Source organism: Bernardetia sp. Wsw4-3y2, assembly GCF_037126295.1.
Taxonomy (GTDB): domain Bacteria; phylum Bacteroidota; class Bacteroidia; order Cytophagales; family Bernardetiaceae; genus Bernardetia.
Map to the genome: position 1 here is coordinate 104071 of NZ_CP147017.1, position 16525 is coordinate 120595.

Below are 16525 nucleotides of genomic sequence, written 5' to 3' on the forward strand. Positions count from 1 at the left end.
GTTTAGATACATAAAAAAGAACATCAGATTTTTTTATTAGTTAAGTTATTGATTTTCAGTTACTAATTAAAATATCAATGACTATGTTTACTAATGAATATTTATCTGATGCTCTTTGGCAATATATGAAAAAATTTATACCTTTTTCGTACTTGGAAAGAAAACGCAAACACAGTTTGTATAATATCTTTTCAGGACTATTTTACATCACTCGTTCTGGCAGTAGTTGGCGTTTACTTCCCAGTAGTTATGGTATTCCTTGGAGTAGTTTGTATGACTACTTTAGCAAATGGCAGAAGATGGGTTGGTACAAAAAACTTTTGGACAAGTTGGTCACAAGAGAACGGTTGGCTCAAGGTAGAAATGCTAAACCCTCTTTGGGTTCTATAGACTCTCAAAGTGTACAAAGTGTATATGGAGGGGAAGCTATAGGTGTAGATGGTTACAAGCTCAAAAAAGGACGTAAACGGCATATACTGGTAGATACGCAAGGAAATTTACTAGAATTAGAGATTAGTCCAGCCAATGAAGCTGACGTGAATCAACTTGCTTATCTAGCTTATTTAGCTCAATTTAGAGGAAGAAAATTCTTTAAAATTCTTGCTGATGCAGGCTATAGAAGTGCTAGTTTGGCTGCTGAAATATTTAGTCAAACAGGAGTACAAATTGAGATTGTCAATAGTCCAAGAAGAGAAAAAAAAGAGGATAAAGCATTTGTACCTCAACCCAAAAGGTGGGTAGTAGAAAGAACTTTTGCTTGGCTTAATCAAAACAGAAGACTAAAAGTAGATTATGAGAAAACTGTAGATTCTGCTAAAGCATTTGTGTATTTAGCTATGATTTTAAACCTCATAAATAAAGGGGCTAGAAGAAAGAAAAAATAAAAACTCGAACAGGCTCTTAATTTCCTCTGGAAAACTCAATGGACTATATTCCTCATAAGGAATTCCCAGCTCAAATATAGTATCACCTGTATTTATATTTTTACAAAGAACAACCTGTCCTGCTCCTGTTGCTATCCATAAGTTTTCCAAAGAGTCATCTAATTGAATTTGATATGGCGTAAAACCTTCAAAAAAGTCTTTTTTTACTTCTATCAAAACTCCTTTTCTATCGAATATTTTCAAATCATTTTGCTGATAGAATGCAGCAATTATTTTATTTGGCGTGACACAATAGCTATACCCTAGTAGTTTGAATAAATTGAAATTATAAATACCAAATATAATCTCACAATATTCTTCTTTTGTAATCTCATGAATTGACTCTTGAATAGAATCCAAGTAAAAGTATTTATCTACAGAAAATGAAAAATATATTTTCTTATCAATAAACATTATCACGGTTAATTTAGTAATGTTCATTTTTCCATAGCGACAGGTTTGCAAACCTGTCGCTATGGAAAAACAAGAGTGTTTTTATTTTCTCTAACTAATTGATTATTAGACCTGTAAATAACCGTGATAACGTTTAATTTCAATCATATTTTAATAAAAATTGGAAACGTCTTATTTAAAAATCATATCCAATACTTAAATAGAATTTTGCTCCTCCTGTTACGTCATCTTCTACACCCCATGCTGTATCAAAACGAGTAAAGTAATTAAAGATTTTGGTACGTACTCCAATTCCGTATCCCCACAAGAAAGGATCTTTGAAGTTAGATACTTTTGCATAAAATGGTGTTCCTGGTTGCCCTCCCACTTCTACTGTGTTGAGTGCGTTTTCTCTATTGAAAGGGCTAATTCCTGTCCAAGCTGAGCCAATATCATTAAAGGCTATAAGTTGTAGGTTTTGGAAGAATGTAGAACGTATTGTTCCTCTATATAAAAGCTGAGCAACAGGAACACGAAGCTCTATATTGGTCAGGACAAAATTGCTTCCAGAGAGTTTGTTATAATCAAAACCACGCATTGGGGTAGCATAACGCAAAAACAAATAATCACTATAGTCATTTTTATATGAATCATATACATCTGGATTCAGGTAAAAAGGATCATCTTGAGAAAGTTCGGTTGGATTAGGTTGTCGTTGAAAAATCCAATTATCAACGCCTCCTAATCTAAAGTTTTTAGGAGAATTTCCAAATGATTTTCCATAAGCAACACGAGCAGCTAAAGTTACTTTTCGTCCTAGTGGAATATAATGACGAGCATCAATAGAAATATTAGTAAAAGTTTCGTTACCATAATTCAAACCCTGATAATGGTCAATGGTTGCTCTAAACTTTGAACCTTCTAATGTATTTGGTCCTGTAATAATACTATTATCAAATACAAACTCTAGGCTTGAACCAGCATAACGAGTAATTTTGTCTGGAAAAGCCTGTATCGCAGGGTCAATTTCACTTGTAGCAAAAAACTGTTTTTGTGCTACAAAAGGCGATAAAACAATTCGTGTTGTTACATTGAATGGATATGAAATTGTCCCTGATAGTTTGCTCAAATAATATCTATGAATAAAAAAGTCTGTCAAAAGCTCATAGCCCTGACGGTCGAATCTTGCACCATAATCAATTCTATTTTTCAAGTATTTATATTCAGCGAAGAGCATTCCACTCTGAATATCAAAAAATCCACGATTGAATAATCCTGCTTCTAGTTTATGATTTTCAAGAGCATCACTCATCGAAACTTCTAAGAGAACACCAAAGTTACGAAGTGGGTCAAGTGCAATTGTTGTTACACTTCTTTCGAAAGCAAATTTATTATGATATTCTAAAGGGCCTTTTACAGTAATCTTTTGATTTTGTTTGTCTTTTGCTCGTTGTGCAAAATAATCATAGTCTTTTAAGAGACGTTTTTTGCGTGTAGGTTCATCTTTATTATTTCCATACGTATCAAATTCATAATCATCTTTCTCTTTTATTTTTGTTGTATCAGCAGGAGAAGTTTCAGAATTATCATTACCCAAGTCTATATTTTCATTTGAGTTATTTTTTTCTTCTTTCTCTTCTCTCTCACTTTGATTTCTTAATTCTTTCAAAAAACGAGCATCTAAAAGCTGACTTCTATAAGTTTTGCCTGTAAATATTTCGTGTTTTGGAATAAGTGTAGTTGTCAATAATTCTAATTGATCTTGCTGACGAGCAACAAAGGCTATTTTTTCTGATTTTAAATCATAATCATAACTTTCTATTCCAACAAAGAATGTAGATAGTTGAGCATTAACTCCAATTTTTTCTTTTGACAAAGTATGTAAAAACAGATGACGGATTCCTAATTCTTCTGTTATGTATAAAATGCGATTTTCATCAATAGAAATGGGTTTTGTGGCACTACTATTTTGATTAGTTAGTTGCTTTAAAATATCCTTTTCAATAGGATTATAAATAAACAAATTGAAATAAGGTGACTGTTCAACAGAAGGAGAAGTTTTTAGAGAATCACTTGTACGATTAGAACTAAAGACAATTTGATTATTATTTCCTTTTAAAAAGTAAGGATCAATATCATCATTTGTATCATCTGTAATTTTGGAAAGGCGAGCAGAACCTAAATCAAAAGTAAAAATATCTGACTTACCTCGTTGTGTACCACTCAAAACAATTTTTTGCCCTTTCTCATCAAAACTAAAACTTTGTATGTTTTCTAGTGTCTTGATTTGATAGTTTTTTATTTCTTTTCCATTCAAATTATATATTTTGAGAAAATATTTATTTTTTGAATACGATAAAATACCTAATTCATTATTATTTTTCCAAGATATTAGAGGCGAATTCTCATCATAACGCTGATTGATTACAAAGAGTCCTCCCTTAGTAAATTTCTTATTTTTCTTGTTTGTAGAATTATCATTTATATCTTTCACATAAATTCTGAACTTTCCTTGATTATTTTCTGCATATACCAAAAGATTTCCATCGGGGCTGAAACGAGGGTGATGAATATATTGCGATTCGGCTGAAGTAGCTATCAAATTAGTTTTTCCAAAATTGGAATAATTATTTATGTCTTTGTATTGATTGCGATAAAAGGCTTCCCATCTTTTTAAGAAAGTTTCATATTCAATTCCTAAAGTTCCTTGAATACCTTGTTTTTCACTTCTCACAATTCGTGTCAGATTTAAAATATTCGAAACTGTTGTTTGTCCGTACTCTTCTACAATAAAGTTCCATAGCGATTGCCCAACAAGTTGTGCATTTTTACCTCTAAAACTCTCAGGATAAGGAAACTTCTTTGCCATTAAATTACTTCTTACAAAGTTATCCATTTCTGTATTCCAACCTTCAGCCGTATAGGCAGCAGCACCTGACATCAACCAGTCTGGCAAACTTAATAAAAATGAACTTTGTAATGTTTCTTTCAAATTTCCTCCATACATCATTTCAGACAATAGTGAAGCTGCAATTTCTCTTAAAAGTTCTTTTCGATAGGCTTCTCTATAATCCGAAAAGGCAATCTCTACCACTGATTTTCCTAAATTGGTTTGTCCCCCAATACTAAAATCTTGATCGTTGATACCAATATTACTCTGTTGAAGCTCGCCAATAGAGCGATAGACAAAAATCTTAGTCTTATTATAAGGAGCAAAACCCAAAAACTGCGTCATTCTACCAAAATCTGATTCAGCATAACGAGCCGTAAGAAGAGCCATTTCATATCCTCCTTCATAATAATAAATTTCAAAATTATCAGAGGTGACGTACTTCCAATCAAAGTTTTGATATTGAACACGATTTTTACCAAATTGATCTACTTCGGTTGGAAACTGTTGTGCAAAAATTGTATTAGAAAATTCTAAAGTTAGAATTACTAAAAATGATAAGGCAGCTAAAAAAATATTTTTTTTCATAAAATGTTATTCTCCAAACCCTAAGGGTCTTGAAGACCCTTAGGGTTTAATTAGTATAAAAGTCTTTACGTTATATAAATGCTAAACATTGCAAAAAGTTGTGAAAACTTGATACGAAATAGCAAAAAAATAGGCGAAAGTAGATTACTCTCGCCTAAAAATAATGAAAATAGTAACGTTAGAAGAAAAATCTTTGTTAAAAGATGGTTGTAGCTTATGGTTATCTGACAATTTGGAAGTCATCGGTGGAACACCAACAAGTTTTTCCACGAATAAATTCGTGGGTTTAGTTTTGACACCGTTTCATAAAGTCTGTAAATTTAAAAATTGAGCTAATAGAAATTCAATTGGCTACGCCGACTTTCAGTTCTAACTTCTAAAATCATACTTCTAACTTTATTTACTCTGTTTCTACTTCTAATCCAAATTCTTGTAAAATTTGTGGAAGCCAAGTATTCAGACGTTCTTGAGTCATTTCAGGTTGATTATCTTCATCTATGGCAAGTCCCATAAATACTCCATCTCTTTCACCTTTTGAGTTTTCGTAGTCATAGCCTTCTTTAGACCAAAAACCCACCAGTTCGCCTCCTTTACTTTCGATAACTTCGCCAATCATTCCGATTGCATCACAAAACCACTCGCCATAACCCCATTGGTCACCAAGACCAAAGATAGCTACTTTTTTTCCTGTAAAATCGATGTTTTCAAATTCAGGCAAAATCTCTTCCCAGTCGCTTTGAAGTTCGCCATCATACCAAGTTGGTGCGCCCAAAATTAAGTATTCATAAGGAATAACTGCTTGTGCATCGTGTTCGCCGAAGTTATACAAATCGACAACTTCTTCCCCTCCTAGCATTTCTCTAATTTGCATCGATACCGTTTCGGTATTTCCTGTATCTGTTCCGTAAAAAAGTCCTATAATTGCCATACTTTATTTAATTACGAATTATCAATTATGAATTACGAATTGAATAAATCAATTTCTAATTATAGGGAACATAATAAACTATTGCCTATTTTCTTTTTAGCCAAGGTCTTATTTTTCTTTCTAAAAATTACCATTGTCAAAGTCAAAAAGACTTGTTATGCACCCTAATTACATTCTTAATTAAAAATTCTTCTTCTTTATATATAATGATTAAATCAATTAAAAATTTTACTTTTTCTTTTGAAATTGTCCTTGAATAATTGAGCCAAAAAGTCCACCTAAAAGGAGTCCATAAGCTGTCATGTTATACCAAACTGATTTTATTGCACAACTTCCAGTAAGGCAGCCGACTTCTTTCCAATAGAAAAAGCCAACAATTGCGCCTAGAGTTGCACCAATAATAATGAGTTTTTGGTTTTTTAGAATATTCATAATTGAATGTTAATTTGATTTGTTTTCAAAGTTTTGATTTGTGTGCTACTTCTTGAAATATCTTGACAATTCTATTCTTTTGAGTTTTTGCAAAGGTATTGAAAAGTTATTTAAAATCCTTCTAAATTACTATTTTCCTTTTCTGATTGTTTCTATTTTAAGAAATTAAAGGGTTTTGATGTATTAGTCGTCTATGAGGATACCATAGACGTAAGGTTAAAAATTTATTTGTCTTTCTGTTCCGTAGGAACTTTATATTGGTAGTAAAAAATAATAGAGAAAGAGCAAAATGTGACCAATATACAACTCCTAAAGGAGTAGAAGACAAAATTTCTTAATGCCTTTACGGCTATGGTGAGGATACTGACAAGGGCAAGATATTGTACAAATTATTTTGAATTAACAACACTATCTAAATATATGTAAGCTATACTAGGTCTATCTTTATAATATTTTACTAAGTAGTTTTTTGTTTTATCATATATATCTAGTTTTCTCAATTCAGGTGGTACTTCTGCATAACGATACAGAATTTCATCTTCTACTTTGTAAGAAAATTCAATAGTAGATGATTGATTTAAATCTATTATTTCAATACTTTTAGTTTTTTCAAAATTACTTTCAAATAAAGTTATAGGTCTATAGAATAAAGGATATGAAATATTGGGGTCAAGAGAATCATAAACAACTTCAAATTGCTCTAGGCTTTTAATATATTTTTTACTGTGTCGTGAAGTTGTATATCTTATGCTGTTTACTTCGAATGAAAGTGTACAGTTTTTATATACTGATATAACTGTTCCTACAGTTTTTTTTCCATCTCTTACTACTCTTGCATACTCTTCTAAATTCTTTTTACGAGAATTATTAGAACAGGTGTTGACTAAGAATACAAAAGATGAAATAAAGAATAGTACAAAAAGTAAAGGTGGTATATTAGGATTGATTTTCATTTTTTGATGTTCTTTTTTTGTAAAAATACGAATTCAAAAACAATTCCTTGCTACATTTCATTACAAAGGAAAATTAAAAATACATTTTTCAAACTTATTTTTTTATAGATAATGAACACAAGCAATTCTAACTTTGAAGGCAAAAATATATTAATCATTGGAGCAAGTTCTGGCATCGGACATGCACTTGCCAAACAACTTGAAAATCAAGGAGCTACACTTTTTACAGCTTCACGCACCAAACCAGAGGGAATAAATTCGACACATACAGAACTGGACATAACAGGAGAAATTGATAGTTTACAAATTCCTGATGAGCTTCATGGATTGGTGTATTGTGCAGGAAGTATAAATTTAAAGCCTTTTGCACGTCTGAAAATAAAGGATTTTGAAAATGATTTTCAGGTAAATGTACTCGGTGCAGTAAAGGTAATTCAGCACAGTTTAAAGGCTTTAAAGAAAGCTGATACAAGTAGTATTGTTCTTTTTAGTACCGTTGCTTCGAAAGTAGGAATGAATTTTCACGCTAGTATCGCCACAGCAAAATCGGCTGTCGAAGGTTTGGCACAGTCATTAGCTGCCGAATTGGCTTCACAAAACACACGAGTAAACGTGCTTGCTCCTTCGCTCACGGATACACCACTGGCAAAATCCTTATTATCTACAGAAGACAAAAAAGAAGCATCCAACAAACGCCACCCATTAGGAAGAGTAGGAACAGCCGAAGATTTGGCTTCTGCTGCTGCTTTTTTATTATCCGATGAAAGCACTTGGATAACAGGACAAATACTAGGAGTTGATGGTGGAATGGGAAAAATAAAATTGGTTTAATGAAGTTATGAATTGGGAATAGAGGTGTAGCATCCTTTATGGAAACTTTATCCTCTACCCATATCAAAGTAGAAAAGACTAACAACAATATTTTGCACAAAATCTCGTTCTACAATTTAAACCAACCCCAAATTTTCAAAATCTGCATTCAAGATACTTCTAGAATCAGTTTTGAGCCAATTTTTGAGAATATCACTGTAAATTTGGCGAAAATCTATTTTAAATTTCAAATCTCCATTATCCAAATCAGTTAAATTTGGGGCTTGTCCTACAAATTGTTTCTTTTTTAGGTTTCCACCTGCTAAAAAAACTACGTTTGCTGTTCCGTGGTCTGTTCCACGACTTGCATTTTCACCTACTCTTCTTCCAAATTCTGAAAAAGTCATAATTAAAGTATCGTTCCAATCATTAGTTTTCTTTAAATCTTTACGAAGTGCTTCAATACCTTCTGCATAACTTTTAAAAAGTCTTTCTTGTTGATTTTTTTGATTGGCATGCGTATCAAAACCATTCAAAGAAACATAATAAATTTGAGAATCTGAACCTGCACTAATGAGTTTAGAAACTTGTTGTAAAGCTTTTCCAAAACGGTCATTAGGATAATTAGCTGAAGCTTTTCCTACTTTGTTTTTCTCAAATAAATACTCTGAACTCGCTGCTGTATTGGAAAGTGTTTGATATAAATAACTTACTTGTTCGTCATGAGAATGGTCATGGTGAGGTTTGAGGTTAGATTTTAGAATATTATTTTGATTTTCTAAAAGAGCTTTTACAATAGGCGTACTTGTAGTTCTTTTGAGTCTATTCAAATCTTGAGCAGCAAAACCACTCTTTTTGATTCCTTTAAGAGCTAAACTAAGTGTGTCATCCATTTCTAAAGCAAAATGAGCATTTTTATTTTCTGTATAAATTTTATCCAAATAACGCCCCAACCAACCTGTTGAAAGATATTCATCCGAACTACTTCCTGTCTGCCAAATATCCATAGAACGAAAATGCGAACGATCAGGGTTTGGATAACCTACATTATTTATAATTGTAAATTCTCCCTCTTCATAAAGTTTTTTGAGTGGCAAAAGGGCAGGATTGAGTCCTTGTTCATCAGAAAGTTTAATAACTTCATCTTTTGAAATGGCAATTTGTGGACGTTTTTTGTAATAAATATCATTCCTGAATGGAACAACTGTATTGAGTCCATCATTGCCTCCTGAAAATTGAATGATAATGAGTTTTTTATTTGAATTTTTGATAGAATTTGCAGCCACAGAATCAAATCCTTTTAAAAATAAAGGAACAAAAAGAGTTCCTGCCGTAGCAAGTCCCATTTGACCGATAAATTTTCTTCTAGTTGTTTTCATTGTTGTAATCTATTAAAAACAGGGTTAAAACCCTGTCCAATTTATAATTCATAGTGGATTTTGAAAAAATATTCTTCTAAAAATTGAAAAGTAGTTTTTCAATTGAATAGGGTTTTAACCCTGTTTAGATAATACTCTAACACATTTGATATTCTGGTAAACTAAGAATTGAAACTGTCCATGCTTTTATTTTTTCGTTCTGATTAGTTGCTGCATTCGCATACTTTTCAAAAGCTGTTTTTTGTAATATTTTATCTAATTCCTTTTTGGAGTCAGAAGGAATTTGTATCAAAAAATCAGAGAGTTCTTTTGCTAAATCTTTTGAATCTATTTTTTGAAATGATTTGATAAGTGGATTTAGATTTGCCGAAACATCAATTTTTCTTCCTACCCTTATTTTTCTTGTTTCAGGTTCATCTTTTATATCAATTTCTACTTCGGCTTGATTAAAAATGTAACCTGCATAGTTGAGACGAACTAGCAAAGTTGCATTGTCAATCCATGCTTTTCCACCTTGCCAACCAGCTACATTGGGAGGACGGAAAAGAATTTGTCCAAGTGCTTTCTGAGTAAACAAAATTCCATCTTCATTCTTAAAATCAAGGTCTAAAGTTCTCATTATTCCTACCAAAAACTCAACAGGTGATTTTATTTTTGAGCCAATATGCTTATCATCATAAAACCAATCTTGAGAAAACAAATGCTTCATTGTTTTTTCAATATCGTATTCTGAATTGAAAAAAACATCTGTTAATTCATCTACTTGTTTAGAATTGATATTGTTTTCATTGACAAAAAAGTGATAGATTTTGGTTGCAATAAAATGAGCTGTTTCTTTTTTGGAAAGAATAATATCGATAATATCAGTTCCATCAAAATTCCCTGTTTTTCCCATAAATGTTTTCTTTCCTTCGTCGTGCTGTCGCTCTCTAAACTGGAATTCTCCTGTCAGACGATTTGTAGACCAACCTGTAAATGCTCTCGCACCTTCTTTTACATCATTTTCGGTATAATTTCCTCTTCCAATGGTAAAGAGTTCCATAAGTTCACGAGCAAAATTTTCATTTGGGCTTTGTTTTTTATTTTGTTGATTATTCAAATACAAAATCATAGCAGCATCTTTAGCGATTGCCAAAACAAGGTCTTTAAAGTTTCCTAGTGCATGTTTTTTGATAGTATTGATTTGCTGAACAGCAAAAAGTGGATTTTTGAGTTCACAAGCAAAATGTCCGTGCCAGAAGAAAGTCATTTTTTCACGTAATGTTCCTTTTTGTGGATTTGCCATTTGTTCTATCCATTCTACATTAAGTTCTCTTACATCTTGTCTTGCTGCTTTTCGAAGTTCTTTTTTGTCTTTTTTATCCATGTCTTTCATTTCAGAAAGCGAAGGCATATCAAAATCATTAGAAAATTTATGAATAGATTTTGCACGCTGAAAAATCTGTTTGACGGCAGATTCTATATTTTTTGTAGTATTTAGCATTTCTATATCTTTTGGTAAAATACCAAATTCGGCACGCCAATATAAATGCTGTATCTTTTGAGGAGTTGATTTCATAAAAATAGTCGTTTTGTTATCTGAATAAAACAAAATTCTGACTATTAGACTATTTTTTTATGAGAATGGTTTAATTTGATTAAAATTTAAAATTTAATTTCTCTTTTGATGTTTTTGAGTTTGTGTCTATCTTTGAACATTCTTAGAAAGAATTTTTTATTAAACGTCTATTTTTCAAACGGACTACGAAGTCTGTTATACATTTTATTATTCTATCAAAAATTATGGCTTCATCATCAAAAACGGCTGTTTATGCTTCCTTAGCAGCTAATTTAGGAATTGCAATCACAAAATTTATTGCTGCATATTTTACAGCAAGTTCGGCAATGATTTCAGAAGGAATTCATTCTGTAGTCGATTCTGGAAATGCAATTTTAATTCTCTTAGGAATGAAATGGAGTCAGAAACCAGCTGATGAAGAACATCCTTTTGGGTATGGTAAAGAGCTTTATTTTTGGACACTTATTGTAGCCATATTAATTTTTGCGATTGGTGGAGGAATGTCTATTTATGAAGGAATAGCTCACCTAAAAAATCCTACTGAGTCTTCTGACCCAACTGTAAACTACATTGTTTTGATCATTGCAGCAATTTTTGAGGGTGCTGCGTGGTTTTTAGCATATCGCAAAATCAATATGGGAAGAGGAAAGAAAAGTCTTTGGCAGACTGTAAAAGACAGTAAAGACCCAGCTACTTTTGCTGTTTTGTTTGAAGATACGGCTGCTATTTTAGGTCTGATAATCGCATTTATTGGTGTTTTCTTGAGTCATACATTTGATGAGCCTCGTTTTGATGGTGCTGCTTCTGTTCTTATTGGTGTTGTCTTATCAATTGTTTCTGTTATGTTGGCGTATGAAAGTAAAGGGCTTTTGGTAGGAGAAGGTGCAGACCCTCGTTTAGTTAAAAAAATTCATGCTATTGTCAATTCAGATAGAGAAGTAAAAGATTGTGCAAAACCTCTTACTATGCACTTAGGTCCTGAAGAAGTATTTTTGGCTTTAGATGTAAAATTTAGTCCTAGCCTTACTGTTGCTCAACTTTCGAAGGCTATTGTGCGATTAGAATCTACAATCAGAACAGCCCATCCAGAAGTAAAACGGATTTTTGTAGAAGCAAAATCAGCTTTCAATCCTGATGATGTTTTTATAGATAATGTAGAGGATGATGATGAGATTGAAGGAGGATTTGTGGGAGAATAAAAATGGTTTTTAGAAACTAAAATATTTTGTGGTACAGAGCATATAATTTATTTATATACTTCTGTACCACATTTTTTTTCTACTCTTTTTCTGTTTCTGCCCAATGTTCTTTTTCTTCCTCTGTCCAAAGCGTAGGGAAAAATTTACGTTGTTGGAATTTTGGATGTAGATATTTTTTCCATGCAGAGCCTCCAGTAGCTGCTTTATTTTCGCCTTTACTATCCAAATAATGCTTTGCTGTATTGAGATGAACAAGTGGAAAAGTAACATTATAAAGCGTATCAAATTCTCTCAATAGCTTTTGTAACTCTGCCGAAATAGGCGAAATTTTATTTAATTTTATCAATTTATCTTCTACTGTATTTCCTTCTAACTCTTTGGCAAGAAGAATGAATTTATCTAAATATTTTTCCTCAAACTGTCTTAAAGTAAGAGTTTTACCTCCTGTTTTTCGGTTTTGTCCTGCATCTTTCCAATAGATATGCTCAAAATAATCTTCAATTTTTGGACTCTCAACTTCAGACAAACGCTCTATTCCTTTTTGATTAATTAAGTTTTTTACCCTAGTACAATAAATTTCAATAAAACGAAATTGTGCGCTCTGAAAACCACTAGCAGGAGTCAGAGTACTTCTAAATGTATTGTAATCATCATAATCCATTCCTTCACTCATTACTGAAAAAGAATTAATAAGCATAGAAGTATAACGATTCAGACGATGAATTTTGGTACTAATAAATTCTTCTGTAATGTTTTCTTCTTCAATAATTTGTTCTAATTCATGAACCATCAACTTTAAAGTAAGCTCAGTAATTTGATGATAAATAATAAATATTTCTTCATCTTTAAAGTCGGTACGAGGTTTTTGAAGGGAAAGTAATGTATCAACTTCAATATAATCCCAGTAATTAATTGGTTTGGCTTGTAACAATCCCTTTAAATACGTATCTGGATTTTCACCTAAATTGTGATACTTTTCATTGATAGCTTTTATGATTTCTTCTTGTGTCATTGTTTTTAATTGATTTGTATTTTTTTACAAAGTTAAGCATATAGAATCAAATGATTTAGTGAATGAGTTTTTAAAATCAATTTTAAGAATATTTGTTTACTATTTTTACAACCAAATTCTTATTTTTAGAGTAAGAAATAGTAAAAGAATATTAAAAGTTTGCTATAACCGTCCTCTTTAAAATGAAAAATGCTTTAACACTTACCGAAAAAGAAACTTTTTTTCTAAAAGAAAACCGTCAAGACCCAGTGACAGGAGATGAATTTAGTGTAGGAGATGAAATAGTTTTTTGTGCTTCTTGTAAATCTGCTTTTTTGAAAGAAAGCTGGGAATACATGAACTCAAAACATTGTGGACAGACATTTACACTCAAAAAATTTCCTGTTCAATCCAAACTAAAACTTTCTAAGCCTATTGTTTATGACTTTAGAAAGGCTGACACTAATAATCGTATTTTTGCTTATTTGATAGATAATTTAGTAGCTATTGTTTTAGCAACAATTTCTTTTTTTGCTTTTATGGGATTTAATAATAACTTTTTTGATGTTTTGCCTTTTTTGATAGGAATTGCCTATATGCTCTTTAGGGATATTATAGGTATCAAATCTAGTATAGGAAAAAGAATAATGGGACTTTATTTTATACATACACAAACTCAAAAAAAGGCTTCTCCTTTTGTTCTTCTATTTAGAAATGTATTTTATTGGATTTGTCTTTTTGCTGCAATTAGTCTTGTAGTTTTTTTAGAAGCAGTTACAGGAGCAAGTGGAGTTATAGGAAGTCTGTTAGGCTTTGGGCTGTTGATTGCAAATATTGTCCATGTGATTATCGTTCTTGCCAATCAAACTCACATTTTTGATAGAATATTGAGAATAGAATTAGTAGAGAAAAGGAAATAATTGTGAATGACTAATCGTATTGGAAGATTCATATTACAAAGACCGAAACCTACAAAACAAACAAATTGTTAAAAAATGCTTTTACAAAATATTTTGTGTATTGTTTTAAAGAACAAAAATAAAATTATATAAGTTAGATAAAGAATACTATTTTTATAAACCCTAAAAAACATGGAAAAAATACCAACCATTTTCGACCGAAACTGGGAAACTGACCGAAAAGTAAACAATAAACTCGTTGTTACAGATTTTGATTTTGAAAATGCTATTGCTACCGAAAAGTTGGATGGAACAAATGTGCGTGTAACTGTCAGAAATAATACAGTTGTGAGAGTAGAAAAGCGCAGAAATCCAGACAAAAAACAAAAAACAAATGGAATAAAAGACCCTTGGTATGTAGATGCAAGCAAAGAAGATAAAGCTGATAAATATATTTTTGAAGCTGTAGAAAATACTGATTTTTCAGTTGTTCCTGATGGAGAATGGAGTGCAGAAGCACTAGGAGAAAAAATACAAGGCAATCCGTTGAATTTGGAAGGGCATACTTTATTTATTTTTTCCTTAGAAAATTGGCTAGAAAAAGTGGTCTATAAAGATGCTCCAACTTCTTTTGAAGAGTTAAAAAAATGGCTTCCTAATCAAAAAACTAAATTCGGTAATCAAAAAAATGATACAGGAATTGAAGGAATTGTTTGGCACAATCTAAAAAACGGTCAGATGTGTAAAATAAAAGTAAAAGATTTTGAATAAATTTTTAATAATAAAAAAAGAGGCTGTCCGAAAAGTACGGACAGCCTTTTTTTTATGGTTAATTTTTTTTATTTTCGAGGTATATATACTTTTATACTAACGTTATATAGCCTATGGCAAAAGTAGTTTTCAAAAACCAAAGTGGTAAGCAGCCCGAACTTTTTCCTGTCAATATATTTGACAAAATTCCAGCTCACCATCCTGTTCGTTTAGTTGAAAAGGTGGTTGATTCATTGGATATTAGCGATTTGATTTCTCAATACAAAGGTGGAGGTTGTTCAGCTTATCATCCAAGAATGCTCGTTAAAGTGCTATTCTATTCTTATTTATCCAATATTTATTCTTGTCGTAAAATAGCTAAAGCTCTTGGGGAGAATATTCATTTTATGTATTTATCAGGCAATTCTACACCAGATTTTAGAACAATTAATGACTTTAGAGGTAAAATTTTGAAGGCACACATTCATCGTTTATTTGGAGAAGTTGTTAAAATGTTGGTTGAAATGGGTTATGTAAGTCTTGATGTTCAATATATTGATGGAACAAAAATAGAGGCTTGTTCTAATCGTTATACTTTTGTTTGGCGTGGTAGTATTGAAAAAAATAAAGAAAAGTTAGAAACTAAAGTAAATAAAATTTTATCTGATATTGAAAGTAGTATTCAATCAGATAATCAAGAAGAAAATAAAGAAGAAGTATCTACTCCATTAGATTCAGAATTATTAAAAGAAAAACTCGCTCAAATCAATAAAAAACTAAAAGAACCGAGTAAACAACAGGCAAGAGAACTAAAAAAAATGCAAGATGAATATCTTCCTAGATTAAGTAAATATGAAGAGTCTCTGAAAATTTTAGGTTGTAGAAACTCGTATAGTAAAACAGATACGGATGCTACTTTTATGCGGATGAAAGAAGATCACATGAAAAATGGACAACTCAAACCTACTTATAATGCTCAAGTGTCCACAGAAAATCAATTTATTACCCACGTTTCTATTCATCAAACGGCAGGAGATACCACCACTTTATCCTCTCATTTAGAAGGATTTGAAAATCAGTACAATAAACAAAGTAAAGAAGTAGTAGCTGATGCAGGTTATGGAAGTGAAGAAAATTATGAATTACTTGAAAAAAAAGAAATTACTGCCTACGTTAAGTACAATTATTTCCATAAAGAGCAAAAAAGGAAAATGAAAAATAATCCTTTTTTAGTTCAGAATTTATTTTACAACAAAGAATTAGATTTTTATGTCTGTCCGATGGGGCAAAGAATGAAGAAAATAAGAGATGGAAAACGTACTTCAAGTAATGGATACGAATCGCAAGTATCTTATTATCAAGCAAAAAGGTGTCAAGATTGTCCTCTTCGCAATTTATGTCATAAAGCTGAAGGCAATAGAATAATACAAGTGAATCATCGTTTAAACCAACTAAAAGAGAAAGCTAGAAATTTACTAACTAGTGAGAAAGGATTAGAGCAGCGCAGTAAACGCCCTATAGAAGTAGAAGCTGTTTTTGGGCATCTCAAATATAATAATAAGTTTAATCGATTTACTTTTAAGGGATTAGTAAAAGTAGAAATGGAGTTTCTATTGATGGCTCTTGGACATAATTTTAGAAAAATGGTGGCAAAAACTGCCGATAAGCTAAAAAATACTTTCAATTCTAAAAAATCATCTTTTTGCACCTTTTTTTATACTCAAAAAAATCACCAAAAGACAAAATTTGTTTGCATCATCAAAAAAATCAACCAAAAAGAAGAATTACAAAAAATAGCTGCATAAAAAGAGGCTGACCTTTTCGGACAGCCT

General features: G+C 31.5%; 14 protein-coding genes. 6 read left to right on the top strand and 8 right to left on the bottom strand.

Features of this window, described 5'->3' with window-relative positions; all coding sequences use genetic code 11:
* Positions 1-83: 83 nt before the first annotated feature.
* Positions 84-884 (top strand): IS5 family transposase, encoded by an 801-nt coding sequence (locus tag V9L05_RS00425; RefSeq protein WP_338811837.1) that lies wholly within the window; start codon positions 84-86, stop codon positions 882-884.
* Here the strand turns inward: V9L05_RS00425 and V9L05_RS00430 are convergent.
* From V9L05_RS00430 to V9L05_RS00450, 5 genes are all read right to left on the bottom strand, one after another.
* Positions 843-1337 carry a hypothetical protein gene (locus V9L05_RS00430; RefSeq protein ID WP_338813933.1) on the bottom strand — a complete coding sequence of 165 codons (495 nt, stop codon included), beginning with the start codon at positions 1335-1337 and terminating at the stop codon, positions 843-845. The genes V9L05_RS00425 and V9L05_RS00430 overlap by 42 nt on opposite strands.
* Positions 1338-1512: 175 nt before the next feature.
* Positions 1513-4794 (bottom strand): hypothetical protein, encoded by a 3282-nt coding sequence (locus V9L05_RS00435; protein WP_338813934.1) that lies wholly within the window; start codon positions 4792-4794, stop codon positions 1513-1515.
* Between the two features lie 400 nt (positions 4795-5194).
* On the bottom strand, positions 5195-5722 hold the full coding sequence (locus tag V9L05_RS00440) for a flavodoxin (protein WP_338813935.1): 528 nt from the start codon (positions 5720-5722) through the stop codon (positions 5195-5197).
* Between the two features lie 228 nt (positions 5723-5950).
* Positions 5951-6154, bottom strand: coding sequence for a DUF6132 family protein (locus tag V9L05_RS00445; RefSeq protein ID WP_338813936.1), 204 nt, complete (start codon positions 6152-6154; stop codon positions 5951-5953).
* 389 nt (positions 6155-6543) lie between these two features.
* Positions 6544-7107 (bottom strand): hypothetical protein, encoded by a 564-nt coding sequence (locus tag V9L05_RS00450; protein WP_338813937.1) that lies wholly within the window; start codon positions 7105-7107, stop codon positions 6544-6546.
* Positions 7108-7218: 111 nt separating this feature from the next.
* Between V9L05_RS00450 and V9L05_RS00455 the strand changes: the two genes are divergently transcribed.
* Positions 7219-7938 carry an SDR family oxidoreductase gene (locus V9L05_RS00455; protein ID WP_338813938.1) on the top strand — a complete coding sequence of 240 codons (720 nt, stop codon included), beginning with the start codon at positions 7219-7221 and terminating at the stop codon, positions 7936-7938.
* A 116-nt stretch (positions 7939-8054) separates the two neighbouring features.
* On the opposite strand, the gene V9L05_RS00460 is transcribed toward V9L05_RS00455, so the two are convergent.
* Both V9L05_RS00460 and V9L05_RS00465 read right to left on the bottom strand, forming a co-directional pair.
* Positions 8055-9296 carry a DUF1501 domain-containing protein gene (locus V9L05_RS00460; RefSeq protein ID WP_338813939.1) on the bottom strand — a complete coding sequence of 414 codons (1242 nt, stop codon included), beginning with the start codon at positions 9294-9296 and terminating at the stop codon, positions 8055-8057.
* 136 nt (positions 9297-9432) lie between these two features.
* A complete protein-coding gene (locus V9L05_RS00465; RefSeq protein WP_338813940.1) occupies positions 9433-10854 on the bottom strand; it encodes a DUF1800 domain-containing protein in 1422 nt (473 codons plus the stop codon).
* Between the two features lie 224 nt (positions 10855-11078).
* On the opposite strand from V9L05_RS00465, the gene V9L05_RS00470 reads away from it, so the two are divergent.
* Positions 11079-12053, top strand: coding sequence for a cation diffusion facilitator family transporter (locus tag V9L05_RS00470; protein ID WP_338791376.1), 975 nt, complete (start codon positions 11079-11081; stop codon positions 12051-12053).
* Positions 12054-12132: 79 nt separating this feature from the next.
* Here the strand turns inward: V9L05_RS00470 and V9L05_RS00475 are convergent, their stop codons facing one another.
* Positions 12133-13065: a tryptophan 2,3-dioxygenase family protein gene (locus tag V9L05_RS00475; protein WP_338813941.1), complete on the bottom strand. Its 933-nt coding sequence runs from the start codon at positions 13063-13065 to the stop codon at positions 12133-12135.
* 182 nt (positions 13066-13247) lie between these two features.
* Here V9L05_RS00475 and V9L05_RS00480 point away from each other — a divergent pair, with 182 nt between their 5' ends.
* The 3 genes from V9L05_RS00480 to V9L05_RS00490 all read left to right on the top strand — a co-directional run bounded on the left by V9L05_RS00480 (position 13248) and on the right by V9L05_RS00490 (position 16498).
* On the top strand, positions 13248-13964 hold the full coding sequence (locus V9L05_RS00480; RefSeq protein WP_338813942.1) for an RDD family protein: 717 nt from the start codon (positions 13248-13250) through the stop codon (positions 13962-13964).
* A 171-nt stretch (positions 13965-14135) separates the two neighbouring features.
* Positions 14136-14714 (top strand): hypothetical protein, encoded by a 579-nt coding sequence (locus V9L05_RS00485; RefSeq protein WP_338813943.1) that lies wholly within the window; start codon positions 14136-14138, stop codon positions 14712-14714.
* Between the two features lie 113 nt (positions 14715-14827).
* Positions 14828-16498: an IS1182 family transposase gene (locus V9L05_RS00490; protein WP_338812234.1), complete on the top strand. Its 1671-nt coding sequence runs from the start codon at positions 14828-14830 to the stop codon at positions 16496-16498.
* The last annotated feature ends 27 nt before the right edge of the window (positions 16499-16525 follow it).